The organism is Lysinibacillus sp. BNK-21, from assembly GCF_048684915.1.
Classification (GTDB): Bacteria; Bacillota; Bacilli; order Bacillales_A; family Planococcaceae; genus Lysinibacillus; species Lysinibacillus capsici.
Window position 1 is genome coordinate 4,479,755 of the sequence record NZ_JBLQTS010000001.1, and the last position, 24,909, is coordinate 4,504,663.

Consider the following 24,909-nt stretch of genomic DNA (forward strand, 5'->3'; position numbering starts at 1 on the left):
AGTTCTTCGGGCCCATAAAACCAAGTTTTTCACGCATCGTAAATTATATCAAAATAATTTAATCCCGATTTCTCTAACAGATTTGAAAAGCCTGCTGAATAATTCATATTCAGCAGGCCTTCCTTAAGTTCATTACTTTACTTTTGCACCATTTTCAAGTTTAGGATCAACTGATGCTAATTTTAAATTTCCATCTTTCTCACCAGCTAAAATCATTCCTTGTGATATTTCACCACGTAATTTTACTGGTTTTAAATTTGCTACGACAATCACTTTTTGACCTATTAAATCATCTGGTGTATAAAATTTCGCTATACCTGAAACTACTTGACGTTGCTCATATCCTAGATCAACTTGTAGCTTTAATAATTTATCTGCTTTCGGAACAGTTTCACATGCAGTCACAGTAGCTACACGCAAATCAACTTTCATAAAATCATCAATAGTAATTTCAGGAATTTCTGGATTTTCTTCAGTTTTTGCTACCTTTTTAATTTCTTCATCCTGTGGTGTTTTCACAGACCCACGCATTTCCTCACGAATATAAGTAATCTCAACCTCATTTTCTAAGCGTGGGAAAATCGGTATCCCTTTTTCTACCACTTTAATGTTTGCTGGAATAGTATTGCCGAATGTTGCAATTGTATCCCATGCTAAGAATTTGTCATCTAATCCTAACTGATCGATCATACGTTTAGGAGTTGTTGTCATAAATGGTTGCAACATGACAGCGATTTGGTGTAAGCTTTCTGCCAAATTTCGCATAACTGCACCTAATTTTGGCTTGTCTGACTCTTCCTTTGCTAACACCCATGGTTGTGTCTCATCTATATACTTATTTGTGCGTGAAACAAGCGTCCATAAGTCAGCAAGAACGACACTAAATTGCATTTTTTCCATACTTTCTTCATATTTAATACGTACCGACTCAGCTTGCTCTTTTAAAGCTGCATCAAATTCTGTCGGTTGAAGATTTTCTGTCGGAATAATACCTTCAAAATATTTATTAATCATTGAAATTGTACGATTTAATAAGTTCCCTAAATCATTAGCCAGATCAAAGTTTGTACGTTCAATAAATGATTCTGGTGAAAATACCCCATCAGAGCCAAATGGTAATTCTCGTAATAGGAAATAACGTGTCGCATCTAGACCATAACGCTCGATTAACATTTCAGGATAAATTACATTGCCTTTTGATTTAGACATTTTACCGTCTTTCATCATAATAAAACCATGAGCAAATACCTTTTTCGGCAATGGCAAATCTAATGCCATTAAGAAGATTGGCCAATAAATCGTGTGGAAACGAACAATATCCTTGCCAACTACATGTACATCTGCTGGCCAATATTTATTGAATAATGATTCATCTTCTGATAGATAACCTAAGGCTGTAATATAATTCGTTAATGCATCAACCCATACATAAATAACATGCTTTGGATCTCCTGGTACTTTAATTCCCCAGTCGAAGGATGTTCTTGATACCGATAAATCCTCTAGCCCTGGTTTAATGAAGTTGTTAATCATTTCATTTTTTCGTGATTCTGGCTCAATGAATTCAAGGTTCTCTTCATAATAAGCTAATAAACGATCTGCATATTTCTTCATATTAAAGAAGTACGATTCTTCTTTAACCTTATGCACCGGACGACCACAATCAGGACAGTTCCCGTCAACTAGTTGAGTCTCAGTAAAGAATGATTCACACGGTGTACAGTACCAGCCTTCATATTCACCTTTATAGATATCACCATTATCTAAAAACTTTTGGAAAATCTTTTCGACAGCTTTCGTATGTCGATCCTGCGTTGTTTGAATAAAGTCATCATAAGAAATATCCATTAAACCCCAAAGTTTTTTCGCAGCATCGGCAATTTCATTTACATAATCTTGAGGATGTTTACCCGCTTCAGCTGCTTTTTCTTGAATTTTTTGGCCATGTTCGTCCATTCCTGTTAAAAAGCGTACATCATAACCTTTTAAACGTTTATAGCGTGCAATAGTATCAGATGCTACTGTTGTATATGCCGTACCAATATGAAATTTCCCACTTGGATAGTAAATGGGTGTTGTTATATAGAATGTTTTTTGTTGTTCACTCACAAGAACTGCCTCCATTGTTTTACAATATACTTTCTATTCTAACGAAGTACGAAATTCGTTTCAATGAAAGTTTATTAAACGCGAAAATTGTCGAATAATATATTTAATCCATTAAATGACTTAAATAAGAACCTTTTTTACTATTAACAAAAATATTTATTAAAAACCTTTTAAAAAAATTAAAATACCTGCATTCTTCTCAAAAATTTTTTTTAAAAACCATAATATTAGTGCATTAATTAATTGACGTTTATGGCATTACTTGGTATGATAACTATCAGACAAAGAAATAATGTCGAAATTTGACGAAATACCAATATAACTTTTATAAATTAGGAGGAAATCTATTATGAAATCAACAGGGATTGTTCGTAAAGTCGATGAGTTAGGTCGTGTAGTAATTCCTATCGAGTTACGCCGTACGCTAGGTATTGCTGAAAAGGACGCTTTAGAAATCTATGTGGATGATGATAAAATCATCTTAAAAAAATATATGCCTAATATGACATGTGCTGTTACTGGTGAAGTTTCAGATGATAACTTCCGTCTAGTTGGAGGCAAATTAATTTTAAGTCCAGAAGGCGCAGAAATGTTAGTTAAAGAAATTCAATCTAACTTAAAAAAATAATTAGTTTCTCACCTAAATCAAAACAGTGATTTAGGTGTTTCTGTTTATTAATATAACCAATTTCTTAACCCCTTATAATGTCCATGTCAGACCTTTCTATTTAAGGTTACTATTATTTACAATTATTATCAATTTAAAATTGTGTCTCAAAATTATTACTTTTCAACTTTTAAGTTTCGAGTCATTAACTAAATAAAAATAAAGAGCTACCCTAATAAGGTAACTCTTTACTATTATTCACTATGATATTCATTATAAACATCTCGCTTTGCCACTTGCCTTAACTTAGCTACTTCTTTAATGGCTTCTTTTGAAGATACATTCGATTGATTGATAATGAAATCAACATGTTCAACAATGGACATGTTTTGCCAATAGGCTTCTTCATGATCTTCCTCTTCTACACAGCTATTACCTTCAAGAACAATACAAAACTCTCCTCGTATTTCTTCAGTTTGTGACCATTCTACAGCTTCAGACAAAGTACCTCGTAAAAACTCTTCAAACTTCTTTGTCAGCTCTCGAGCTAAAACAATACGACGTTCCCCGAGTATAGCTTCCATATCTTTTAATGTATCCTTTAAGCGATGTGGTGCCTCATATAGTAAAATCGTTTCTTGGCGTTTTTTTAATTGTTCTAATTGCTGGCGACGTTCCTTTTTTCCGCGATTCAAAAATCCATAAAAGAAAAATGGCTGTGGCGATAACCCAGATGCAATTAATGCTGAAATTGCTGCATTAGGCCCTGGCACTGGTACAACAGAAAAGTTTTGGGCAATTGCTTTTTCCACTATATCTGCACCTGGATCAGAAATACAAGGTAAACCTGCATCACTTACTAATGCAATTGTTTTTCCTTCTTGTAGTAATGTTAATAATTTTTCTCCACCTACGGCTATATTATGCTCATGGTAGCTGATTAGTGGTGTGTCAATCTCAAAGTAGTTACAAAGCTTTTTGGTGTTTCTAGTATCTTCTGCAGCGATAATATCTGCTTCTTTTAAAATGCGAAGTGCACGCACACTCATATCCTCTAAATTACCAATAGGTGTTCCTACCAGATATAAACAACCTGTCTGATCGTGTATTGTACTTTTTTGTGATTTCACGATTCACCCCTCCTTATATAATTAATTTTCTGTGTTCTTGTTAATTGCTTAAAGGCATATTCAGCACGCATTGCTTCTTGCTTTGTCTCGAATATTTCTTTGTAAATACATTTCACTGGACCTCTAGCTCTTGTATATTTTGCTCCTTTACCAGCGTTATGTACAGCAACACGTTTTTCTATATTATTTGTATACCCTGCATAAAGAGTTTGATCAGCACACTCTAACACATAAAAGTAGTGATTATTGCTCTTTTCCATAAAGAATTTCTCTCACTTCTGTCGTGTATTCATTATTGGCATCATAAACATACAACGGCGGCAGAATTTTTAAATCAGGCTTTCCATCTTTTATTCCTTCTATTAATAATGTATTAGCCTCTTTCCCTTCTTTCGGATAAATGAGCTGCATCCGTTTAGGCTCTAAGCGATTTGCTCGCATAGCTGTCACAATATCTAATAATCGCCCAGGTCGGTGAACAAATGCGGCCTTGCCCCCTTGCTTTAATAATTTACTTGCGGATTGAATCGCTTCTTCCAATGTTAAATACAATTCATGGCGTGCAATGGCATGATGCTCACTAAGATTTTTATCACTCGCTTCATGTGCTAAAAAATAGGGTGGATTACAGGTAACCACATCATACTTTTCAATGCCAAGTTGTTTTGGTATTTCTTTAACATCTCCAAGAATCATTTGAATTTGCTGTTCTAGCTGATTGTAACGGATACTTCTCTCTGCCATCTCAAATAAACGTGGCTGAATTTCTACGCCTGTTATCTGTCCCTTTGTACGTGCGCTTAAAAAAAGTGGAATCACACCATTTCCTGAGCATAAATCAACGATTTTTCCCTTATGATAAGGAATACTGACAAATTTCGAAAGCAATACTGCATCTAATGAGAACGAAAAGACAGAGGGACTTTGAATAATACGTAAATTCTCAGCCAACAAATAATCTAACCGCTCGTCACCTTTTAGCCATTTTTCCATGCTTACTCCTCCTACGCTACAAAACAAAAGACTGACACCACCGTAGCGGGAATCAGCCTTTTATTACACATTTTGTTTATTTAAAAATGATAGACAGAACAGACAATCCTCACCCTTACGTGAACTTCCAAAATGAACATGGCAAACATGGAAGCCCTCTTGGTAGAGGCGAGCTAAGTTATCATATCCCTCACCAATATCTAGCGGACTCTCTTTCTTTACTTCAGCAGCTTGTACGGAGTTTGTATTAGAAAGTAGTTCTTCTAGACGTGTACGTAGGTGATGATTTTCTGTTTCAAGCGCCTTATGCTCTTCCATCATTAACGCTACAAATTGTTTCAATGCACCAAATTGCTCCTGCATTGCTTCGAGCTGTTGTTCGAACTCCATAACGGTATCTAAGAAATTACGGTCCTTCACCCAAGCCACCTCGTTAAATTCTCTATCTTAAATAAGATTTTTTTCGCATGCTAGCAGTTCTTCTAGTGTATACTCAACTGTGCGTTCCTGCTCATGTAAATATACTTGAATAAGTCTTTCCAGCACATTTAGCCCTACTACTTTCCCACGGCCATCTGGTGTCATTGTTATCTCACCAACATCTGGCATGCCCTCTTTTGCTTCTTCATATTCATCATTTTCATACTTTAAGCAACACATTAAACGTCCACAAAGGCCAGATATTTTTGAAGGATTTAATGATAGGTTTTGATCTTTAGCCATTTTAATCGAAACGGGCTCAAAATCACCCAAAAATGTGGAACAACAAAGCATTCTACCACATGGACCGATACCACCTAAAAGCTTGGCTTCATCACGCACACCAATTTGACGAAGTTCAATACGTGTTCTAAAAACCGAGGCTAAATCTTTTACTAGATCCCTAAAATCAACTCGTCCTTCAGCTGTAAAGTAAAAAATAATTTTATTACGATCAAATGTATATTCAACATCTACAAGTTTCATTTCTAAATTATGCTCTATAATTTTAGTACTAGCGAGCTCAAATGCACGCTTTGATTCCGCTGCATTTTCCTCTACTTGTATACGATCACGATCATCTGCTGGTCTAAGTACTTGTTTTAGTGGTAATACAACATCATTATCACCCACAACTTTTTGAGGGACAACTACTTTTCCATACTCTACACCGCGGGCTGTCTCTACAATAACATATTGACTATCCTCTAGTAGAAATGATGCCGGATCAAAATAATATATTTTACCCGCCTTTTTAAAGCGGACTCCTACTACATTATACAAATGTATATCCCTCCTGCAGATTTAGCATTAACTGCTCCATCAATAACGTCCTATTCATGTTACGCTGTAAAGAGGCGCGTGCTTGTAAAATAGATTCCATCTGATTTGATAATCTTTCATAAGTGGAATATAACGCAACTTCTTTAAATAGTGGTAACATGTCTGGATAAGTACAAGCTGCCTCGGGATTAGCTTTTATTGACACTATATCACGGTAAGCAAATAGTAGTAAATCCAATGCTTGCTCCATCTCGCTTTTTTCTTTAAAGTGAGGCAACCACTCTTCATGCACAATAAGCAATGCTTCATGTACATTTTGCCGAATGGCCTCTACTAATTTTAACACTGTTTTTCGAGCGAGTGCAAACTGCTCATCATTTGCTAAAAATATCGCTGTTTCGAGCTCATTTGTCATCATGCTTACTGTTGAGGCCATTGAATGTGAAATATTATTTTCCTGTAAATGCTTCAACAAAACATGACGTGGCATTTTTTGAAATTTGATATGTTGACAACGAGAACGGATAGTTGGAAGAATTGACTGCATTTGCTCAGTTAGTAATATGGCAGTTACTTCTCCTTCTGGCTCCTCTAAAAATTTAAGTATCATATTTGCAGAGGCTGTATTAAGACGGTCTGCATGATGAAGCACATAAATCTTACGTCCTTCTTCTACACCCACCATTTTCATTTCTCCGATGAGTTCTCGCATCTGATCAATTTTTATGAATTGACCATCTGGATAAATTTGATGAATATTTGGATGATTTCCCGAATCTACACGTTTGCAATTTCGACATGTTTCACATGGAACATTTCCACTTGGTTGCTCACATAACATTAATTTGACAAAAAAGTGCATAATATCTGCCTTGCCTGTCCCTTTTTCGCCATCAAAAATATATGCATGTGCTAATCTATTCTTGTCAAATATTGTTTGAAGCTGCTTCATTACGACTGGTTGCAGTGTGAGTAGCTCTTCAACATTCTTGGCCATACATTTAAATTCCTTCCTGTCTCTACAACAAAAGGTGATACTTTCTTGCACTCTTGTAAAGATTACAGTTGTTTACTTTATGGCGAGTAGCCACATCAACATTTGAAAAAAGCCCGCGCCTAAATGAGAACGAGACACGGGTTTTACATATATAAATTAATTAGTAAGCCTTTAATTTCACCGATTTTATCAAGAAGATCTATTGCTTCTTTTTCTTCGTCTAAGAGATCCTGTGCAAGCTCGACAAGACGTGTATCAATGGTTTCAATGATTTTCAGACGTCTTCCTTCACCAAAACGATTCCAGGTATGTGATTGTTTTAACTCCATACCATGTTCTACTGTCTCTTGTAGAAATCGTTTAACAAGCATTTTAAACCTAGCAAGTTCTCGTAAATTACGTGATCTAGCTACTCGGTCCCCTGCAGTAGATATATCTCCTAACAAACGCGTGAGTTGTTCTGTTTGCAGCTTATTACCTTGCTTGACGACCATATCTCCAAATCGGTTATTTTGATTATTATTTTGTAGTGGCTCTTTGCGATTTGTATTTAACCCGACACGTATATCTTGATTAATCTTCAAGCTGGTTTCGCCCCCACAATTTTCATCTATTTCTCCTACGCATAATCGATTTTAAATAAAATGTTTAATAGTAACAAATAATCAATGATTTAGCTTCGGAGGCTACTTTTTAAAAATGATGGAATTGTTCAATCGGTAAAACAAATACGGTAGCTCCTCCCACCTCTACCTCCACAGGGTAAGGTATATAGGAATCAGCATTTCCTCCTAACGGAGAAACGGGTGCAACCATTTGCTCTCTTGCCCGACAATTATCCCGAATAATATCTAAAAGTTTGGGTATGAGAGAGTCTTCAGTTCCTATAAGAAATGTCGTATTTCCTGAACGTAAAAATCCTCCTGTGCTCGCTAATTTAGTTGCGCGAAACTGATTTTTCGTTAAAGCATTTGATAAGCGGCTGCTATCCTGATCTTGCACTACAGCTACGACTAACTTCATTCGCACTCACCCCTTTTATAAAATTCGCCTAGATAGATTTCAATTCTATACTTAATCTTAGTTCATCTGTTGAACTAGAGGAACATCATCATGTTGATACAAAAACTCTATAAGAAAGTTTTAAAAAAGACATCTACAAGGTTCCCTAAACACATAATGTATCTTACACGAAGGTGTGTCTGACCTAATAGGTACTTCGACAAATGTTGCCCTCCTAGTGAAGATAAATTAATGGATAGTATCATTATATCACATTGTTGTAGACAACTTCATGCATTTACTGCATTGCTTCCAATAATAATAACCATACATCTTCAACAACATTTTTAATATCTTGATCTGCATTGACTACACGTATTCGCTCTGGGTACTGCTCTACTAATTGTAAATATCCTTCACGTACCTTCTGATGAAACGGCAAGCTTTCAACATCTAAGCGGTTTACTTCTCGATTGCCAGTTGCATGAATACGCGCTAAGCCAACCTCTGGAGCAAGATCAAATAGTATGGTCACGTCAGGTAATTTCTTCCCAATAGCAAATTCATTAATAGAAAGCACCTCATTAACACCTATACCTCTTGCATATCCTTGATAAGCTAAAGAGGAATCGATAAAACGGTCACATATCACTAACTTCCCTGCATCTAAGGCAGGACGTACTTTCTCAAAATAATGCTGGCTTCTTGCTGCAGCATATAACAATGCTTCTGTTCGTTCATCCATAGCAGTATGTGCAGGATTCAAAATAATCGTTCTTATTTTTTCTGCAATCTCAATTCCACCTGGTTCTCTTGTTGCTAGAACTTCAATATTATTTTTTTTTAATCGCTCTGCTATCATTTGAATGACCGTTGTTTTTCCTGCTCCCTCTGGTCCTTCAAATGTAATAAATAAATTGCTATTCATGCTGTTATTGCCTCCAACTATTTAATAACCTGAATCTTTTTTTCTGCTAAACGATGATTCCCCTGGAATGTTGCACCTGCTGCTAGTAGCTCTTCCAATTGACTTAACTTAGCTACTGTTATTCTTTCTCCTGGTACTAATAATGGTATACCAGGTGGATAAGGAATGATCATATTCGCTGAAATTCGCCCCATTGTACGCATATATGGTAACCATTCTTTCTTTAATGATGCAACCTCATTAAAGGTATATATAGGCTCAGTAATCGGGACAAAATGATAGGCTGTTTGAGAAGCCGTTATGCTATCTGTTTTAGCTGTGTTTAATAGCGTTGTTATGGCCTCTTTTATACGAACCCTGATTTCAGCAAATGGGTAGGTATGTCCCTGCTTCAGCAAAGGTAACACAAATAAAACCTGATTGGCATCTGCAAGTTCCCCATATACATGCTTTGCCTCTAATGCCTCCTGTAATTGAAAGCCACTATAACCATTAACACGTAGCAATACTTTAAGTGGATCATCTACTTCAATTACTTCTAATGATCCAATTGCTCGTAATGCATCTACCCATTGATTCTTTTTTTCTATTATATATGCCCCATCACTCTCCATATATGTCTGTACATAATAGCGAGCATCATCTAATGATGCTAATAATAAGTAAGATGGACTACTAGATTGTAACATGCGTAAGTAATGATGTATTTTGTCAGCCTCTATCAATTCCGACTTAACATGCATAAAAGAGGCCATCGTCATAGCAGGTAAAGTTTTATGAGCTGATTGAACAACAACGTCTGCACCAAGTGTCAATGCGGATGGCTGAAATAGCGTACATGCATTAAAATGAGCGCCATGTGCTTCATCCACCAATACAGGTATTCCCTTCTCATGACAATAAGCAATTTGTTGCTGTATTTCATTCGAAGTCATCCCATAATAAGTAGGATATGTTAACACTACTGCTTTCGCCTCTGAATAATTTTCTACGGCTTCTTTTAAATCTCTATAAGTTACATGTGTCGCCGACATTGTCCGTTCATCCCACAGCGGCGACACAAAAATTGGCTTAGCCCCAACAAGTTCAATAGCATGGAAAATTGATTTATGTGCATTACGCTGAACAATAATGGTATCGTCTTTGTTACAAGTAGCATAAATCATTGCTAAATTTCCAACAGTAGACCCTCCTACCAAAAAGAAACTCTTCGTTGCTCCATATGTATCTGCCAATAAATTCTCGGCTTCTAATATCATTTCCTCAGGGTAATGTAGATCATCTAATCCTGATAACTCAGTTACATCATAACGCATTACATCCTTAAATGCTTGTGGAAGGTGGGACAGTTCACCATGCTTATGACCTGGGACATGAAAAGAAATATTTTGTTGCTGTCGAAAACGTTCTAACCCTTCTATAATTGGTTTTTTCTTATGCAAAACAAACACCCATTTTCGTTAGATTCTCCTTTAATTATACGAAATTATAAGGAGAGAAAAAAGCTATCCCTCCGCATGGTAATCCACTTTTTATTTAGTAACAAACCTTTTCATCAAAGTTAATCACAGCTTGATGTCATTATCGTTGACGCCTCACTCAAAAAAAGAGTCATCTATACCTAAACCATCATTTTTGTAGCAGTAGGAATTGCTAATTAAAATAAAACCGATTATTGCTGTTATCTGTAATAATCGGTTCACCACTTATTTTCATATAACTAGTCTTGTAATGCTTGAATGGCCATTGCTTCCACTAATTGCTCAATCAGCCGAGGTACAAAATTATCTAATACTGGATTCATCATTCCTGCTAAAAATCCACTTGCTTTCATTGTTAAATTACCAGTCAGTTGTGGTGATTCATTTTGATTTTGTATGATTTCAAAAGAACCATTACCATTTATAGGATCAGATAAACCCTCTAATTCAAACTGTATTTGATGAGCATCTGATTTGTTTACTTTAAGTTTTACTTTAACAGCTTTCTGAATTATACCAAAGTCTCCTTGGAAGACCCAGATCATATCGTCTTCATTTAGTAATTCGTGATGTAAGTAACCTGGTATTAAAACAGCCCATTGTTCTTTATTATGAATAAAACCCTCTAATTTATTTTTCTGTACATTGATTACCTTACTATATTGTCCTGTTGCCATTCCATTGCACCCCTTTGAATATTTTGATCACTCTATTAAACTTTAACATTTTCTAGATTTCAAAACATACAAAAAAACCACTGATTTCTCAGTGGTTACTTTTTGCCTAGCGACGTCCTACTCTCACAGGGGGAAGCCCCCAACTACCATCGGCGCTAAAGAGCTTAACTTCCGTGTTCGGTATGGGAACGGGTGTGACCTCTTTGCCATCATCACTAGACTTATTTGACCTCCAATACACGGCGTATTACTGCGTCAGCTGCTCTCGTTCAATCAGTCACGTACAAAAGTACGCTCCTTCAATCACTCGTTTGCTTCCTTGTACTACTTGTGTCTTGAAGCTCTCTTTTTTGTTGAAAGATTTATTCTTTCAAAACTGGATAAACGGCATATTGAATGTTTCAAACGTTTTGGTTAAGTCCTCGATCGATTAGTATTCGTCAGCTCCATGTGTCACCACACTTCCACCTCGAACCTATCTACCTCATCGTCTTTGAGGGATCTTACTTACTTGCGTAATGGGAAATCTCATCTTGAGGGGGGCTTCATGCTTAGATGCTTTCAGCACTTATCCCGTCCACACATAGCTACCCAGCGATGCCTTTGGCAAGACAACTGGTACACCAGCGGTGTGTCCATCCCGGTCCTCTCGTACTAAGGACAGCTCCTCTCAAATTTCCTACGCCCACGACGGATAGGGACCGAACTGTCTCACGACGTTCTGAACCCAGCTCGCGTACCGCTTTAATGGGCGAACAGCCCAACCCTTGGGACCGACTACAGCCCCAGGATGCGATGAGCCGACATCGAGGTGCCAAACCTCCCCGTCGATGTGGACTCTTGGGGGAGATAAGCCTGTTATCCCCGGGGTAGCTTTTATCCGTTGAGCGATGGCCCTTCCATGCGGAACCACCGGATCACTAAGCCCGTCTTTCGACCCTGCTCGACTTGTAGGTCTCGCAGTCAAGCTCCCTTGTGCCTTTACACTCTACGAATGATTTCCAACCATTCTGAGGGAACCTTTGGGCGCCTCCGTTACCTTTTAGGAGGCGACCGCCCCAGTCAAACTGTCCGCCTGACACTGTCTCCTGCCCCGCTAAGGGGCATGGGTTAGAATTTCAATACAACCAGGGTAGTATCCCACCGACGCCTCCTTCGAAGCTGGCGCTCCGAGATCTCTGGCTCCTACCTATCCTGTACAAGTTGTACCAAAATTCAATATCAGGCTACAGTAAAGCTCCACGGGGTCTTTCCGTCCTGTCGCGGGTAACCTGCATCTTCACAGGTACTATAATTTCACCGAGTCTCTCGTTGAGACAGTGCCCAGATCGTTACGCCTTTCGTGCGGGTCGGAACTTACCCGACAAGGAATTTCGCTACCTTAGGACCGTTATAGTTACGGCCGCCGTTTACTGGGGCTTCAATTCGCAGCTTCGCTTGCGCTAACCACTCCTCTTAACCTTCCAGCACCGGGCAGGCGTCAGCCCCTATACGTCACCTTACGGTTTTGCAGAGACCTGTGTTTTTGCTAAACAGTCGCCTGGGCCTATTCACTGCGGCTCTCATGCGCTTGCACGCTCAAGAGCACCCCTTCTCCCGAAGTTACGGGGTCATTTTGCCGAGTTCCTTAACGAGAGTTCTCTCGCACACCTTAGGATTCTCTCCTCGACTACCTGTGTCGGTTTGCGGTACGGGCACCTCTCACCTCGATAGAGGCTTTTCTTGGCAGTGTGAAATCAGGAACTTCGTCCATACGGACTCGCCATCACAGCTCAACGTTACAGTGTGCGGATTTGCCTACACACACGCCTTACTGCTTGGACGCGCACAACCAACGGCGCGCTTACCCTATCCTACTGCGTCCCCCCATTTCTCAAACGGTGAGGAGGTGGTACAGGAATATCAACCTGTTGTCCATCGCCTACGCCTATCGGCCTCGGCTTAGGTCCCGACTAACCCTGAGCGGACGAGCCTTCCTCAGGAAACCTTAGTCATACGGTGGACGGGATTCTCACCCGTCTTTCGCTACTCATACCGGCATTCTCACTTCTAAGCGCTCCACCAGTCCTTCCGATCTGACTTCAACGCACTTAGAACGCTCTCCTACCACTGACATCGTAGATGTCAATCCACAGCTTCGGTGAATCGTTTAGCCCCGATACATTTTCGGCGCAGCGTCACTCGACCAGTGAGCTATTACGCACTCTTTAAATGATGGCTGCTTCTAAGCCAACATCCTGGTTGTCTGTGCAACGCCACATCCTTTTCCACTTAACGATTACTTTGGGACCTTAGCTGGTGGTCTGGGCTGTTTCCCTTTTGACTACGGATCTTATCACTCGCAGTCTGACTCCCGTGTATAAATATCTGGCATTCGGAGTTTGTCTGAATTCGGTAAACCGGGATGGCCCCCTAGTCCAAACAGTGCTCTACCTCCAGTATTCTCATCACGAGGCTAGCCCTAAAGCTATTTCGGAGAGAACCAGCTATCTCCAAGTTCGATTGGAATTTCTCCGCTACCCACACCTCATCCCCGCACTTTTCAACGTGCGTGGGTTCGGGCCTCCAGTAAGTGTTACCTCACCTTCACCCTGGACATGGGTAGATCACCTGGTTTCGGGTCTACGACCACGTACTATTTCGCCCTATTCAGACTCGCTTTCGCTGCGGCTCCGCCTTCTAAAGCTTAACCTTGCACGTAATCGTAACTCGCCGGTTCATTCTACAAAAGGCACGCTATCACCCATTAACGGGCTCTAACTACTTGTAGGCACACGGTTTCAGGATCTCTTTCACTCCCCTTCCGGGGTGCTTTTCACCTTTCCCTCACGGTACTGGTTCACTATCGGTCACTAGGTAGTATTTAGCCTTGGGAGATGGTCCTCCCGGATTCCGACGGAATTTCACGTGTTCCGCCGTACTCAGGATCCACTCAGGAGAGAACGAACTTTCGACTACAGGGCTTTTACCTGCTCTGGCGGACCTTTCCAAGTCGCTTCATCTAACTCGCTCTTTTGTAACTCCGTATAGAGTGTCCTACAACCCCAAGAGGCAAGCCTCTTGGTTTGGGCTCTTCCCGTTTCGCTCGCCGCTACTCAGGGAATCGATTTTTCTTTCTCTTCCTCCAGGTACTTAGATGTTTCAGTTCCCTGGGTCTGCCTTCAAGACGCTATGTATTCACGTCAAGATACTACGCGATTAAACGTAGTGGGTTCCCCCATTCGGAAATCTCCGGATCAAAGCTCACTTACAGCTCCCCGAAGCATATCGGTGTTAGTGCCGTCCTTCTTCGGCTCCTAGTGCCAAGGCATTCGCCGTGCGCCCTTAATAACTTAACCAAGTTATTAAGCCTATAAAAAACTTAAAAAAATAAATGTGTTTGTTACAATTTCAATGTCGTTTTATCCAGTTTTCAAAGAACAAGTTTTGAAGTGTTTCATTCAGATAGAATGAACCTTCAAAACTGAACGCAAAACGTAATCTTACAAACCCAAGGTTTGTATTCCGAAATAATCCTTAGAAAGGAGGTGATCCAGCCGCACCTTCCGATACGGCTACCTTGTTACGACTTCACCCCAATCATCTATCCCACCTTCGGCGGCTGGCTCCAAAAGGTTACCTCACCGACTTCGGGTGTTACAAACTCTCGTGGTGTGACGGGCGGTGTGTACAAGGCCCGGGAACGTATTCACCGCGGCATGCTGATCCGCGATTACTAGCGATTCCGGCTTCATGTAGGCGAGTTGCAGCCTACAATCCGAACTGAGAACGACTTTATCGGATTAGCTCCCTCTCGCGAGTTGGCAACCGTTTGTATCGTCCATTGTAGCACGTGTGTAGCCCAGGTCATAAGGGGCATGATGATTTGACGTCATCCCCACCTTCCTCCGGTTTGTCACCGGCAGTCACCTTAGAGTGCCCAACTAAATGATGGCAACTAAGATCAAGGGTTGCGCTCGTTGCGGGACTTAACCCAACATCTCACGACACGAGCTGACGACAACCATGCACCACCTGTCACCGTTGCCCCCGAAGGGGAAACTATATCTCTACAGTGGTCAACGGGATGTCAAGACCTGGTAAGGTTCTTCGCGTTGCTTCGAATTAAACCACATGCTCCACCGCTTGTGCGGGCCCCCGTCAATTCCTTTGAGTTTCAGTCTTGCGACCGTACTCCCCAGGCGGAGTGCTTAATGCGTTAGCTGCAGCACTAAGGGGCGGAAACCCCCTAACACTTAGCACTCATCGTTTACGGCGTGGACTACCAGGGTATCTAATCCTGTTTGCTCCCCACGCTTTCGCGCCTCAGCGTCAGTTACAGACCAGAAAGTCGCCTTCGCCACTGGTGTTCCTCCAAATCTCTACGCATTTCACCGCTACACTTGGAATTCCACTTTCCTCTTCTGCACTCAAGTCCCCCAGTTTCCAATGACCCTCCACGGTTGAGCCGTGGGCTTTCACATCAGACTTAAAGGACCGCCTGCGCGCGCTTTACGCCCAATAATTCCGGACAACGCTTGCCACCTACGTATTACCGCGGCTGCTGGCACGTAGTTAGCCGTGGCTTTCTAATAAGGTACCGTCAAGGTACAGCCAGTTACTACTGTACTTGTTCTTCCCTTACAACAGAGTTTTACGATCCGAAAACCTTCTTCACTCACGCGGCGTTGCTCCATCAGGCTTTCGCCCATTGTGGAAGATTCCCTACTGCTGCCTCCCGTAGGAGTCTGGGCCGTGTCTCAGTCCCAGTGTGGCCGATCACCCTCTCAGGTCGGCTACGCATCGTCGCCTTGGTGAGCCGTTACCTCACCAACTAGCTAATGCGCCGCGGGCCCATCCTATAGCGACAGCCGAAACCGTCTTTCAGTCTTTTACCATGAAGCAAAAGAGATTATTCGGTATTAGCCCCGGTTTCCCGGAGTTATCCCAAACTATAGGGTAGGTTGCCCACGTGTTACTCACCCGTCCGCCGCTAACGTCAAAGGAGCAAGCTCCTTTTCTGTTCGCTCGACTTGCATGTATTAGGCACGCCGCCAGCGTTCGTCCTGAGCCAGGATCAAACTCTCCATAAAAGAAATTTGATTAGCTCAAATTTTGCTGGCATCATGTTTGATGTCCAAAATTGTGTTTCGTTCACTAGCAAAACTAGCTACTTAAAACTTTATTGATTACGTTTTGCTTGTTCAGTTTTCAAGGTTCATATCGTTCACCGCTGTTTCAGCAGCAACTCTTATATAATACCACGCGCCACAAACTGTGTCAACAATAATTTTAAAATTATTTTCCGTTTCAATCAGTTGTATTAGCGACTTTTATAACTATACCATAATCTTTTTATATTGCAAGCCTTTTATAAAATAAATATTAAAGCTGTTATTCCTAAGACACCAGGAATACCTAAAACAGCGATTGTTAAGACCGAAAACAGATTGATTGGCACATTATATCCTATATAACCAATACCTAAATGGATTACGAATAATAGTAGAAAAGCAAATGCAAATCTAAACCAAAACACCGATAATCCTTCTAAGATCTTACCCAATTTAGCATGTCTTATTATTACATAAAGAAAAAGAAGCCCGACAGGAATACAAATACTCATAATTACTAACCCAGACATATAGTTGCCCCCTCAATTAAATAATTATGAAAGTTTATGTTTCCTGTTTTGCTTCTATGAATATTTTACAGAGAACTATTTTATTAATACCTTACGAATTCTAGCTTCCTTAAACAAATAGAAATGAATACTTTCTGCTGTTTTGCGTTGAGCAATTACACCTAGGTCATAATCATCCATTAATTCTTCTATTATCTTTGCCTGTTGTAAATCCTCTTTTGTTTCTTTCATCAGATTCACAAGCTTATCATCGAATTCTTTTTTTAATTTCCCTTTACTACGGAAGAACATACTAATCCCTCACTCATAACTCGCGTCGGCCTTCCATTGCCTTTGATAGCGTAACCTCATCTGCATATTCTAGATCTCCACCTACTGGCAATCCATGAGCAATACGGGTTGTACGAATGCCAGACGGTTTGACAAGGCGAGAAATGTACATAGCGGTTGCCTCACCCTCGATTGTTGAATTTGTAGCTAAAATAAGTTCTTGGACACTTTCATCTTGCAAGCGCACTAGCAAAGAAGCAACATTAATGTCTTCTGGACCAATACCATCCATTGGTGAAATTGCTCCTTGAAGTACATGGTACATACCGTTGTAGTCACGCATTTTTTCCATTGCAATCACATCTTTTGTATCTTGTACAACACAAATAATAGAATGATCTCGCTGCTTATCTGTACATATGTGACATGGATCTACATCTGTTATATTGCCACAAACAGAACAGTAGCTTAAGTTTCGTTTAGCATCAATCAGTGCTTTAGAGAAAGATAATACATCATCTTCCTTCATTGTTAACACAAAAAACGCCAGACGAGCCGCAGTTTTCGGCCCGATACCTGGCAATTTCATAAAACTATCGATCAATTTAGATATTGGTTCTGGGTAGTACATATGAATACCTCCTAGAATGGAAGGTTTAAGCCTTGCGTGAATTTACCCATAGTTGAGTTTGTTTTTTCTTCTACTTTTTTCAAAGCTTCATTTGTTGCAATAACAATTAGGTCTTGTAGCATTTCGATGTCTTCTGGGTCTACTACAGATTCATCCAGATTTACTGAAACTACTTCACGCTGACCAGAAACTGTTACTTTCACCATACCGCCGCCTGCAACACCTTCGAATTGCTCAGCATTTAAAGCTTCTTGTGCCTCCATCATTTCCTTTTGCATTTTTTGCATTTTTTTCATCATACCTTGCATATTTCCCATTCCACGCATAAATGTTTCCTCCTAAAAATTTAATCTTCAATAATTTCAACAAAATCTTTACCAAAGAGCTTTTCAGCCTCAGTCACAAGTGGATCTTGTGAAGCAAGAGGTTGGGCATCATCGATAAATGGTTCTTCTGGCATTTCTGCCGGTGGTGGCTCTAATAATTCTTCTCCATGCTCTGATTCAGTCTGTGATTTCTTTTGCTGCAGACCATGATCACGAATAAACTCTTCACGCATTTTTAACCATGATTCTTCTGGTATGCATAGCATCTCGTACATTGTACCAGTTTGCCCTGCAATTAATTGTGTAAAGTGAGCCTTTAAAGACTGGTTGTCGGCAACCATCTGACAATGAATATCATACTTGAATTTTAACACAAAAGCACTTGAAGATGCCGCAACAGGTTCGGCTTCTGCTAAAAGAGCAGATTGTGATTTTTGCATTTGACTTAAGGCTTGCGCCCAAATGGACTTAATGCGTTGCACATCTTGCTTTGTGGCATCTTTCAGCACTTCCTGAATACGACCTGTAGGTGCTTTATAACCATTCGGACTTTTAGCTCGGGGCCGTTGCTCTTTTTGTGCTGTCGGCGTTTGCACAGGAGTCCCCGTTTGCAGTTGTAAGGATAGTTGCTGAACCAGCTGTTCAAGAGCCACAATTTTTTGAGTGAGATCAGGGTTTTCTCCCATTTCATTTGTAGTCACCGTTTGATGGGCTATACCTCCTGAAAACTGTACCATTTTAAGCAAAGCCGTCTCTAAATAAATTTTTGTATGGTGAGAGAAACGCATCTCTTGCTGTGTTTTTGCAAGTATATCAATATACCCATAAAGCATATTTGGTGCAAATTCGTGTGCTAAAGTGAATACACGTTCCTCAGGAGATACAAGCTCTAAAAGTTCAGCTAAATCATCACTTGTTTGAAGTAATAATAAATCGCGGAAAAATGTAATTAAATCCTCTGAGAGCCGCAAAGGGTCCTTACCGTCAGCTATAAGTTGCTCTAAAAGGGCAAGCATTTGCGCAACATCTTTTACTTTAAGTGCCTCCGCTAGATCATAAAAAACATCCTGACTAATAGAACCTGTAACTAATAACGTATCCTCAAGTTTTAATTTTTCGCCACTAAAAGACACAACTTGGTCCAATAAGCTTAAAGCATCACGCATTCCCCCTGCGGCTGATTGTGCAATCACCTTTAAACCTTGTTCTTCATATGGCAAGTCAATATCTTCCAAAACAACCTTCATACGTTCAATAATATCATTAGTAGAAAGTCGTTTAAAATCAAAACGCTGACAACGAGAAATGATCGTAGCAGGCAATTTATGAGGCTCTGTAGTTGCTAAAATAAACACAGCATGAGGAGGTGGTTCTTCCAACGTTTTTAAAAGAGCGTTAAAAGCGCTTGTAGAAAGCATATGCACTTCGTCTATGATGTACACCTTATATCTACTGCTTGCGGGAGCAAAACGAACCTTTTCTATGATATCCCTAATCTCTTCAACACGTGAATTTGAGGCTGCATCAAATTCAATTACATCTGGATGAGAACCATCTGTAATACTCATGCATGTATCACATTCATTACAAGGCTCTTTCGATGGTGCATGTTCACAATTCAAGGCCTTCGCAAAGATTTTAGCAGTACTTGTTTTCCCTGTACCACGGGGCCCAGAAAACAAGTAAGCGTGTGTTGTTTTATTTGCTAGGAGAGCATTTTGTAGCGTTCTTTTGACATGTGTTTGACCAGACATTTCTCGAAAAGATTGTGGTCGATACACACGGTAAAATGCTTGATACGTCACTGATTTCCTCTCTCCTTCTCCATTTAATTGAATAGTTTTATTATAGCATTTGCAGCATTATATAGAAAATGAAGATGCTAAATTTAAAATAAAAAAGCATCCGCCTATAATAGACGGATGCTTTGAATTGGCAATTTAATGCCGTGCACCTTTCCTTGACAGCCGCACATAAGCGTTACTCTTGTCGTTAGCTCAGATTAGGCAACCCCGCGGCACATGAATAAGACCACTTAATGCTGCTTCCTTCCGGACCTGACATGGTTCATGGGTATCCATTGCGCAGGACCCAATCGTCAACACTACGTGCAAAAGGCAGACCAAACAATACGGACAGCCTCGAAAAAGGAATTCAGTCTCGCTAGAGCGGATTGCGAGTTACAGGACACCGCTACCTTCCCACCTAGCACGGCAATAACTAGTATACTGACTGTTTGTATAAAATGCAACTTAATGCACAAATTATTTATTTCTAAGTGACGATTTAAACATTATGTATTTTTTCAAAAATTATCTTGACGTTCGTTTCTAGTTATGATAAATTTATTTTTGTCGATAAGACAGTAAAGCAATATAACATGGAGGTATACCCAAGTCTGGCTGAAGGGATCGGTCTTGAAAACCGACAGGCGGGTAACACCGCGCGGGGGTTCGAATCCCTCTACCTCCTCCAGTTTTAAATTTCCGACTACGAATGTAGCCGTTTTTTTTTGCCCAAATTGTATGTATTACTTGTTAGATACCACTTCCGCCTCGGTTGTGGTATTTTTTATTATATCAATGATGGGAGGTTGTTGAATTGCAATCGAAATTACTTATGACGCGTGCTTCCCTTACTTGGATTTTCATTATTGCTGTTATGACCGCAATAGGTAGTGAAATTAAAATTATGCCTTTTGCTAATACAACTTTCCGTTTTGGTTTAGGAACCATTGTCTTCTTTTTATGCACATTAATTAAACCTACACCAATTATTTTAGCCGGTGTAGCTACCAGTATTGTGACAACTATTTTTCGGGTTATTAATTCGACATTACATGATGTTCCGATAGCCGAGAGTATATTTAACCATTTACCAGCTGGTTTATTTTATGTATTGTTTGCAGTATGCCTGCAGATTTTAGATATTCAACAATACAGAGAAAAACCACTAAAACTTGGTTTACTCGTTGCTTTTAGTGAAGTTATCAGTAATTTAGCTGAACAGATTTTCCGCTTTTTTGTCCAAACATATACTTTTTTATTTCTCCATGATCTCTTGATCCTATTAGCAGTAGCATTATTACGAAGCTTTTTTGTAGTAGGGATTTACAGCTCTATTTTGATAGCTGAACAAAAAAAACGGGTACAAGAAATGCTGAATATTGGATCTGATCTCTATGTGGAGACACTATATTTAAAAAAATCAATGAATCATATTGAAACAATTACAGGTAGTGGTTATGAATTATATCGTCAGTTAAAGACACTAGGTTTTCGAGCGGAAAGTTTACAAGCACTTCATATTGCCCAGGAAATCCATGAAGTGAAAAAGGATTCTCAACGGATATATGCTGGTATTTCAAAGATTGTCGGTGAAAAGAGCTTTGGCCCTTTTGTATTATCTGAATTATTGCATTATATTGAAGAAGGTAATAGGAAATATGCAGAATTACTTGGTAAGGAAATACAATTTAATACATGTATAGACTTCGATTTTCAAACGAAAGATCATATTGCACTCCTTGCTCTATTAAATAATTTATCAGCCAATGCTGTTGAGGCTATTGAAAAGCAAGGGATCATTTCTATTGCTATTGAGCGCCAAGAGGATAATACTGTAATAACCGTATGTGATAATGGACAAGGGATTTCACAAGCAGATATTTCTGTTATTTTTGAACCTGGATACACCACTAAATTCAATGTTGATGGTGTTGCAGCAACTGGCATTGGGCTTTCACATGTTGCTGAACTAGTAGAAAAATTAAAAGGCTCAATAACCGTTGAATCAAACAATCAATACACAACGTTTAAAATCATAATTCCTACGCAAACTATTCAAACGGGAGAGACTTAAATGAGGTATTTTATTGTAGATGATGATCGTGCAAGTCGTGTTATGTTAAAGCAAATTATTGAAGATAGCGGGTTAGGAACGGTTATTGGTGAGGCTCGCAATGGTGAGGATGCCATTCCACAAATTTTAATGACACAGCCAGAGTTTGTGCTTATTGATTTACTGATGCCTAAGCTTGATGGCATAGCAACTGTAGAACAACTTATGCAAAATCGTTTCGAGGGACAATTTATTATGATTTCACAGGTAGTGAATAAGGAAATGGTTGGCGAAGCATATGAGCAAGGAATTGATTTCTTCATTCATAAACCAATCAATCGTATTGAAGTCGAAAATGTTTTGAAAAAAACAACTGAACAATTTCGACTTAAAAATTCACTATTAGTGATACGTCAATCACTTACAAATATTGAGTTAAGTGAACAAAAGACTCATAAAGCTACATCACGAGACCATATTCAATCTATTTTGAATGATATGGGGATTGTCGGGGAAATTGGTAGTGAGGATATCATTGCCATTATAGAAACATTACTTGCTCACCAGCACAAGATTGCTCCCCTTCCTCCATTAAAAGAGCTTTATGAAGAAATTGCAGCTGTGACCAAGGCTACGCCAGATGAAATTTTAAAAGAGAGTAAAGCCATCGAGCAGCGTGTGCGTCGTACAATATTAGCTGCCATGATTAATCTCGCTAATTTAGGGGTTGTTGATTACACAAACTCAGAATTCGAGTACTATGCCCCTCGCTACTTTGATTTTAAAGAAATTCGTCAGCTCATGACACAGATTGAAGATCACGATAATCGTAAAGCAAAGGTAAATATTAAGAAGTTTATTCAAGTGTTATATTCAGACATTTTAACAAAAGTAAATTAATTTTCTCGGATTTTGTCGGATTCCATAAGTCCTCCGTATTATTAAAGTAAGGCGTGTCCTAAAAATTTAATATTAGGGGAGGTACAAAGGATTTGAAAAAGAAATTTAAAGTCAGTTTAGCCGCTCAGATTTTAATCGGTTTGATTTTAGGGATCATTGTTGGTGGTATCTTTTACGGAAATCCCAAAATTGAGACATATCTACAACCATTAGGGGATATATTTTTACATCTTATTAAGATGATTGTTGTACCGATTATTATTTCGACATTAATCGTTGGTGTTGCTGGCACTGGAGATATGAAGCAACTTGGACGATTAGGCGGGAAATCTATAATTTACTTTGAGATTATTACTACAGTTGCAATCGTAGTTGGATTACTTTCCGCAAACATTTTCCAACCTGGTGCAGGTCTTAACATGAATGAATTATCTCAAGGGGATATTTCGAAGTATGTATCAACAACTGAGGAAGTTCAGCATGAGGGACCATTTGATATCATTGTAGGCATTGTCCCAACAAATATTATTCAGTCAATGGCTGAAGGTAATATGCTAGCAATTATCTTCTTCTCAGTTATTTTCGGTTTAGGGGTTGCTGCAGTAGGAGATCGAGGGAAACCAGTCTTAGACTTCTTCCAAGGGGTAGCAGATGCTATGTTCTGGGTAACAAACCTCGTAATGAAATTCGCGCCACTAGGGGTATTTGGTTTAATTGGTGTAACCGTTTCCAAATATGGGTTTGCTTCACTGGTTCCACTTGCCAAATTAGCAATTCTTGTTTATGCAACAATGCTATTCTTTATCTTTGTCGTTCTTGGACTTGTGGCAAAATTCGCAGGAATCAGCATCTTCTATTTGATTAAAGTATTAAAAGATGAGCTAATTTTAGCCTTCTCAACAGCAAGTTCTGAAGCTGTGTTACCACGTATTATGATGAAAATGGAGAAATTAGGGGCGCCAAAGGATATTGTATCTTTTGTTATACCGACCGGTTACTCCTTTAACTTAGATGGGTCAACACTATATCAAGCCATTGCAGCATTATTTATTGCACAAATGTACGGTATTCACCTAAGCATTGGTGAACAAATTACGTTAATGCTTGTATTAATGGTTACATCAAAAGGTATTGCAGGTGTACCAGGCGTATCATTCGTAGTACTTCTAGCAACTTTAGGTACTGTAGGTATTCCACTTGAGGGACTAGCCTTCATTGCTGGTATTGACCGTATTCTTGATATGGGACGTACAGTTGTTAACGTAATTGGTAACTCATTAGCGTCATTAGTAATGGCTAAATGGGAAGGCCGTTTCGATCGAGAAAAGATGAAAAATTACTTTAATGATAATGAAAATCTAGCGTAATTTAAAAAAATCCTCACGATGTTGGATGGCATCGTGAGGGTTTTTTTATTTTGCTAACACTTTATCTAAATAAGCGATAATTGATTCTTTTCCATTGGCATGTGCTTCTTGAGCGCGTTTTTCATCTTTTTCAAGCTTAGCCTCTGCCGCTAGAACGATTTTTTCAGCATCTTGCTGTGGCACAACAATTACACCATCCACATCCCCAATAATATAATCACCAGGATGAACCGTAACTCCTCCAATGGCGATCGGTACATTTACTTGACCACCGCCGTTTTTATTGCCTGCTGCTACAGTAGTGCCCAACGAAAATACAGGGAAATTTAATTCGCGAATTGCTGCAATATCACGGATTACACCATCCACAACAAAACCTTGTACACCTATCCCTTTTGCTAAGGAGATCACAAAATCTCCAGCAACAGCTCGGTTTGTATTTCCTTTTGCATCAATTACTAAAATATCCCCTTCATTTGCAGCCCTAATCGCTTCCAAAACTGCCCCATTTTCACCATCTGGTAAACGTACAGTTACAGCTCGCCCAGCAACTTTAAAATGGTCTGCTAACGGCTTAATATCACTTCGCACATTGGTATGCCCACCAGTTGCATCTGAAATAGCTGTTGTTGGTAAATGCTGAAAGCTTACTTCCACTTTTGTCATACATAACACCCCTATTATGATTAATGACTTACACTAGTATTGTAAATAAAAAATATATCCTATTTCAATATATCTCGAAAATAGTAGTCATTATTAGAA

Annotated in this window: 22 protein-coding genes, 1 tRNA gene, 3 rRNA genes and 1 other RNA gene; 5 read left to right on the plus strand and 22 right to left on the minus strand. The window is 39.4% G+C overall.

From position 1 onward, the window contains the following. Positions 1–132: 132 nt before the first annotated feature. Positions 133–2,124, minus strand: coding sequence for a methionine--tRNA ligase (gene metG, locus ACMGGO_RS22440; RefSeq protein ID WP_374806339.1), 1,992 nt, complete (start codon positions 2,122–2,124; stop codon positions 133–135). A gap of 334 nt (positions 2,125–2,458) precedes the next feature. On the opposite strand from metG, the gene ACMGGO_RS22445 reads away from it, so the two are divergent. Then, the gene (locus ACMGGO_RS22445; protein ID WP_004229214.1) at positions 2,459–2,737 is read left to right on the plus strand and encodes an AbrB/MazE/SpoVT family DNA-binding domain-containing protein; all 279 of its coding nucleotides are present in this window, start codon (positions 2,459–2,461) and stop codon (positions 2,735–2,737) included. Positions 2,738–2,970: 233 nt separating this feature from the next. Here the strand turns inward: ACMGGO_RS22445 and rsmI are convergent, their stop codons facing one another. From rsmI to ffs, 20 genes are all read right to left on the minus strand, one after another. Beyond that, complete coding sequence (gene rsmI / locus ACMGGO_RS22450) at positions 2,971–3,846, minus strand: 16S rRNA (cytidine(1402)-2'-O)-methyltransferase (protein WP_048395435.1); 876 nt, start codon at positions 3,844–3,846, stop codon at positions 2,971–2,973. Further along, a complete protein-coding gene (locus ACMGGO_RS22455) occupies positions 3,843–4,106 on the minus strand; it encodes a GIY-YIG nuclease family protein (protein WP_004229219.1) in 264 nt (87 codons plus the stop codon). Before ACMGGO_RS22455 ends, rsmI begins: the two co-directional genes overlap by 4 nt. Continuing rightward, the gene (locus ACMGGO_RS22460; protein WP_054548597.1) at positions 4,090–4,839 is read right to left on the minus strand and encodes a tRNA1(Val) (adenine(37)-N6)-methyltransferase; all 750 of its coding nucleotides are present in this window, start codon (positions 4,837–4,839) and stop codon (positions 4,090–4,092) included. The genes ACMGGO_RS22455 and ACMGGO_RS22460 overlap by 17 nt, the downstream gene beginning before the upstream one ends. A 63-nt stretch (positions 4,840–4,902) precedes the next feature. After that, positions 4,903–5,259, minus strand: a complete 357-nt coding sequence (yabA, locus tag ACMGGO_RS22465; protein ID WP_004229222.1) for a DNA replication initiation control protein YabA — start codon at positions 5,257–5,259, stop codon at positions 4,903–4,905. A 27-nt stretch (positions 5,260–5,286) separates the two neighbouring features. Then, the gene (locus tag ACMGGO_RS22470) at positions 5,287–6,102 is read right to left on the minus strand and encodes a PSP1 domain-containing protein (RefSeq protein ID WP_048395431.1); all 816 of its coding nucleotides are present in this window, start codon (positions 6,100–6,102) and stop codon (positions 5,287–5,289) included. After that, positions 6,095–7,099 carry a DNA polymerase III subunit delta' gene (gene holB / locus ACMGGO_RS22475; RefSeq protein ID WP_048395429.1) on the minus strand — a complete coding sequence of 335 codons (1,005 nt, stop codon included), beginning with the start codon at positions 7,097–7,099 and terminating at the stop codon, positions 6,095–6,097. The genes ACMGGO_RS22470 and holB overlap by 8 nt, the downstream gene beginning before the upstream one ends. 143 nt (positions 7,100–7,242) lie before the next feature. Further along, on the minus strand, positions 7,243–7,683 hold the full coding sequence (locus ACMGGO_RS22480; protein ID WP_004229228.1) for a YaaR family protein: 441 nt from the start codon (positions 7,681–7,683) through the stop codon (positions 7,243–7,245). 109 nt (positions 7,684–7,792) lie between these two features. Next, complete coding sequence (locus tag ACMGGO_RS22485) at positions 7,793–8,122, minus strand: cyclic-di-AMP receptor (RefSeq protein WP_004229230.1); 330 nt, start codon at positions 8,120–8,122, stop codon at positions 7,793–7,795. Between the two features lie 277 nt (positions 8,123–8,399). Then, a complete protein-coding gene (tmk, locus tag ACMGGO_RS22490) occupies positions 8,400–9,029 on the minus strand; it encodes a dTMP kinase (protein ID WP_066038154.1) in 630 nt (209 codons plus the stop codon). Between the two features lie 17 nt (positions 9,030–9,046). Then, positions 9,047–10,480 (minus strand): aminotransferase class I/II-fold pyridoxal phosphate-dependent enzyme, encoded by a 1,434-nt coding sequence (locus ACMGGO_RS22495; protein WP_054548600.1) that lies wholly within the window; start codon positions 10,478–10,480, stop codon positions 9,047–9,049. A gap of 269 nt (positions 10,481–10,749) precedes the next feature. Beyond that, positions 10,750–11,187: an SRPBCC family protein gene (locus ACMGGO_RS22500; protein ID WP_054548601.1), complete on the minus strand. Its 438-nt coding sequence runs from the start codon at positions 11,185–11,187 to the stop codon at positions 10,750–10,752. Between the two features lie 104 nt (positions 11,188–11,291). Then, positions 11,292–11,407, minus strand: a 5S ribosomal RNA gene (gene rrf / locus ACMGGO_RS22505). 190 nt (positions 11,408–11,597) lie between these two features. Further along, positions 11,598–14,525: ribosomal RNA gene (locus ACMGGO_RS22510) — 23S ribosomal RNA — on the minus strand. Between the two features lie 182 nt (positions 14,526–14,707). After that, a 16S ribosomal RNA gene (locus tag ACMGGO_RS22515) occupies positions 14,708–16,259 on the minus strand. Together the 16S, 23S and 5S rRNA genes form the textbook arrangement of a ribosomal RNA operon. Positions 16,260–16,537: 278 nt before the next feature. Next, the gene (locus tag ACMGGO_RS22520; protein ID WP_048391019.1) at positions 16,538–16,810 is read right to left on the minus strand and encodes a pro-sigmaK processing inhibitor BofA family protein; all 273 of its coding nucleotides are present in this window, start codon (positions 16,808–16,810) and stop codon (positions 16,538–16,540) included. Positions 16,811–16,885: 75 nt separating this feature from the next. Further along, complete coding sequence (locus tag ACMGGO_RS22525; RefSeq protein ID WP_328025346.1) at positions 16,886–17,101, minus strand: YaaL family protein; 216 nt, start codon at positions 17,099–17,101, stop codon at positions 16,886–16,888. 13 nt (positions 17,102–17,114) lie between these two features. Beyond that, on the minus strand, positions 17,115–17,711 hold the full coding sequence (gene recR, locus ACMGGO_RS22530; RefSeq protein ID WP_048391017.1) for a recombination mediator RecR: 597 nt from the start codon (positions 17,709–17,711) through the stop codon (positions 17,115–17,117). An 11-nt stretch (positions 17,712–17,722) separates the two neighbouring features. Next, positions 17,723–18,037, minus strand: coding sequence for a YbaB/EbfC family nucleoid-associated protein (locus tag ACMGGO_RS22535; RefSeq protein ID WP_004233957.1), 315 nt, complete (start codon positions 18,035–18,037; stop codon positions 17,723–17,725). Between the two features lie 20 nt (positions 18,038–18,057). Further along, positions 18,058–19,842, minus strand: a complete 1,785-nt coding sequence (gene dnaX, locus ACMGGO_RS22540) for a DNA polymerase III subunit gamma/tau (protein ID WP_259951279.1) — start codon at positions 19,840–19,842, stop codon at positions 18,058–18,060. A gap of 141 nt (positions 19,843–19,983) precedes the next feature. Further along, an RNA gene (gene ffs / locus ACMGGO_RS22545) (signal recognition particle sRNA large type) lies at positions 19,984–20,251 on the minus strand. Positions 20,252–20,419: 168 nt separating this feature from the next. Between ffs and ACMGGO_RS22550 the strand changes: the two genes are divergently transcribed. From ACMGGO_RS22550 to ACMGGO_RS22565, 4 genes are all read left to right on the plus strand, one after another. Then, positions 20,420–20,512 (plus strand) — tRNA-Ser (locus ACMGGO_RS22550). A 126-nt stretch (positions 20,513–20,638) separates the two neighbouring features. Beyond that, entirely contained in the window at positions 20,639–21,898 is a 1,260-nt protein-coding gene (locus ACMGGO_RS22555; RefSeq protein ID WP_053075680.1) for a sensor histidine kinase, read from the plus strand. After that, positions 21,899–22,777 carry a response regulator gene (locus tag ACMGGO_RS22560; RefSeq protein ID WP_048391012.1) on the plus strand — a complete coding sequence of 293 codons (879 nt, stop codon included), beginning with the start codon at positions 21,899–21,901 and terminating at the stop codon, positions 22,775–22,777. 92 nt (positions 22,778–22,869) lie between these two features. Further along, a complete protein-coding gene (locus ACMGGO_RS22565; RefSeq protein WP_016995246.1) occupies positions 22,870–24,144 on the plus strand; it encodes a cation:dicarboxylate symporter family transporter in 1,275 nt (424 codons plus the stop codon). Positions 24,145–24,189: 45 nt separating this feature from the next. Here ACMGGO_RS22565 and ACMGGO_RS22570 read toward each other — a convergent pair whose 3' ends face one another. Then, positions 24,190–24,810, minus strand: a complete 621-nt coding sequence (locus ACMGGO_RS22570; RefSeq protein WP_328025348.1) for an RraA family protein — start codon at positions 24,808–24,810, stop codon at positions 24,190–24,192. Positions 24,811–24,909 lie beyond the last annotated feature (99 nt).

Bases quoted from the DNA above. Each gene is read 5' to 3' on its own strand.
- metG (WP_374806339.1), bottom strand. From the start codon at position 2,124: ATGGAGGCAGTTCTTGTGAGTGAACAACAAAAAACATTCTATATAACA.
- ACMGGO_RS22445 (WP_004229214.1), top strand. From the start codon at position 2,459: ATGAAATCAACAGGGATTGTTCGTAAAGTCGATGAGTTAGGTCGTGTA.
- ACMGGO_RS22455 (WP_004229219.1), bottom strand. From the start codon at position 4,106: ATGGAAAAGAGCAATAATCACTACTTTTATGTGTTAGAGTGTGCTGAT.
- ACMGGO_RS22460 (WP_054548597.1), bottom strand. From the start codon at position 4,839: ATGGAAAAATGGCTAAAAGGTGACGAGCGGTTAGATTATTTGTTGGCT.
- holB (WP_048395429.1), bottom strand. From the start codon at position 7,099: ATGGCCAAGAATGTTGAAGAGCTACTCACACTGCAACCAGTCGTAATG.
- ACMGGO_RS22485 (WP_004229230.1), bottom strand. From the start codon at position 8,122: ATGAAGTTAGTCGTAGCTGTAGTGCAAGATCAGGATAGCAGCCGCTTA.
- tmk (WP_066038154.1), bottom strand. From the start codon at position 9,029: ATGAATAGCAATTTATTTATTACATTTGAAGGACCAGAGGGAGCAGGA.
- ACMGGO_RS22500 (WP_054548601.1), bottom strand. From the start codon at position 11,187: ATGGCAACAGGACAATATAGTAAGGTAATCAATGTACAGAAAAATAAA.
- ACMGGO_RS22520 (WP_048391019.1), bottom strand. From the start codon at position 16,810: ATGTCTGGGTTAGTAATTATGAGTATTTGTATTCCTGTCGGGCTTCTT.
- ACMGGO_RS22525 (WP_328025346.1), bottom strand. From the start codon at position 17,101: ATGTTCTTCCGTAGTAAAGGGAAATTAAAAAAAGAATTCGATGATAAG.
- recR (WP_048391017.1), bottom strand. From the start codon at position 17,711: ATGTACTACCCAGAACCAATATCTAAATTGATCGATAGTTTTATGAAA.
- ACMGGO_RS22535 (WP_004233957.1), bottom strand. From the start codon at position 18,037: ATGCGTGGAATGGGAAATATGCAAGGTATGATGAAAAAAATGCAAAAA.
- ACMGGO_RS22560 (WP_048391012.1), top strand. From the start codon at position 21,899: ATGAGGTATTTTATTGTAGATGATGATCGTGCAAGTCGTGTTATGTTA.
- ACMGGO_RS22570 (WP_328025348.1), bottom strand. From the start codon at position 24,810: ATGACAAAAGTGGAAGTAAGCTTTCAGCATTTACCAACAACAGCTATT.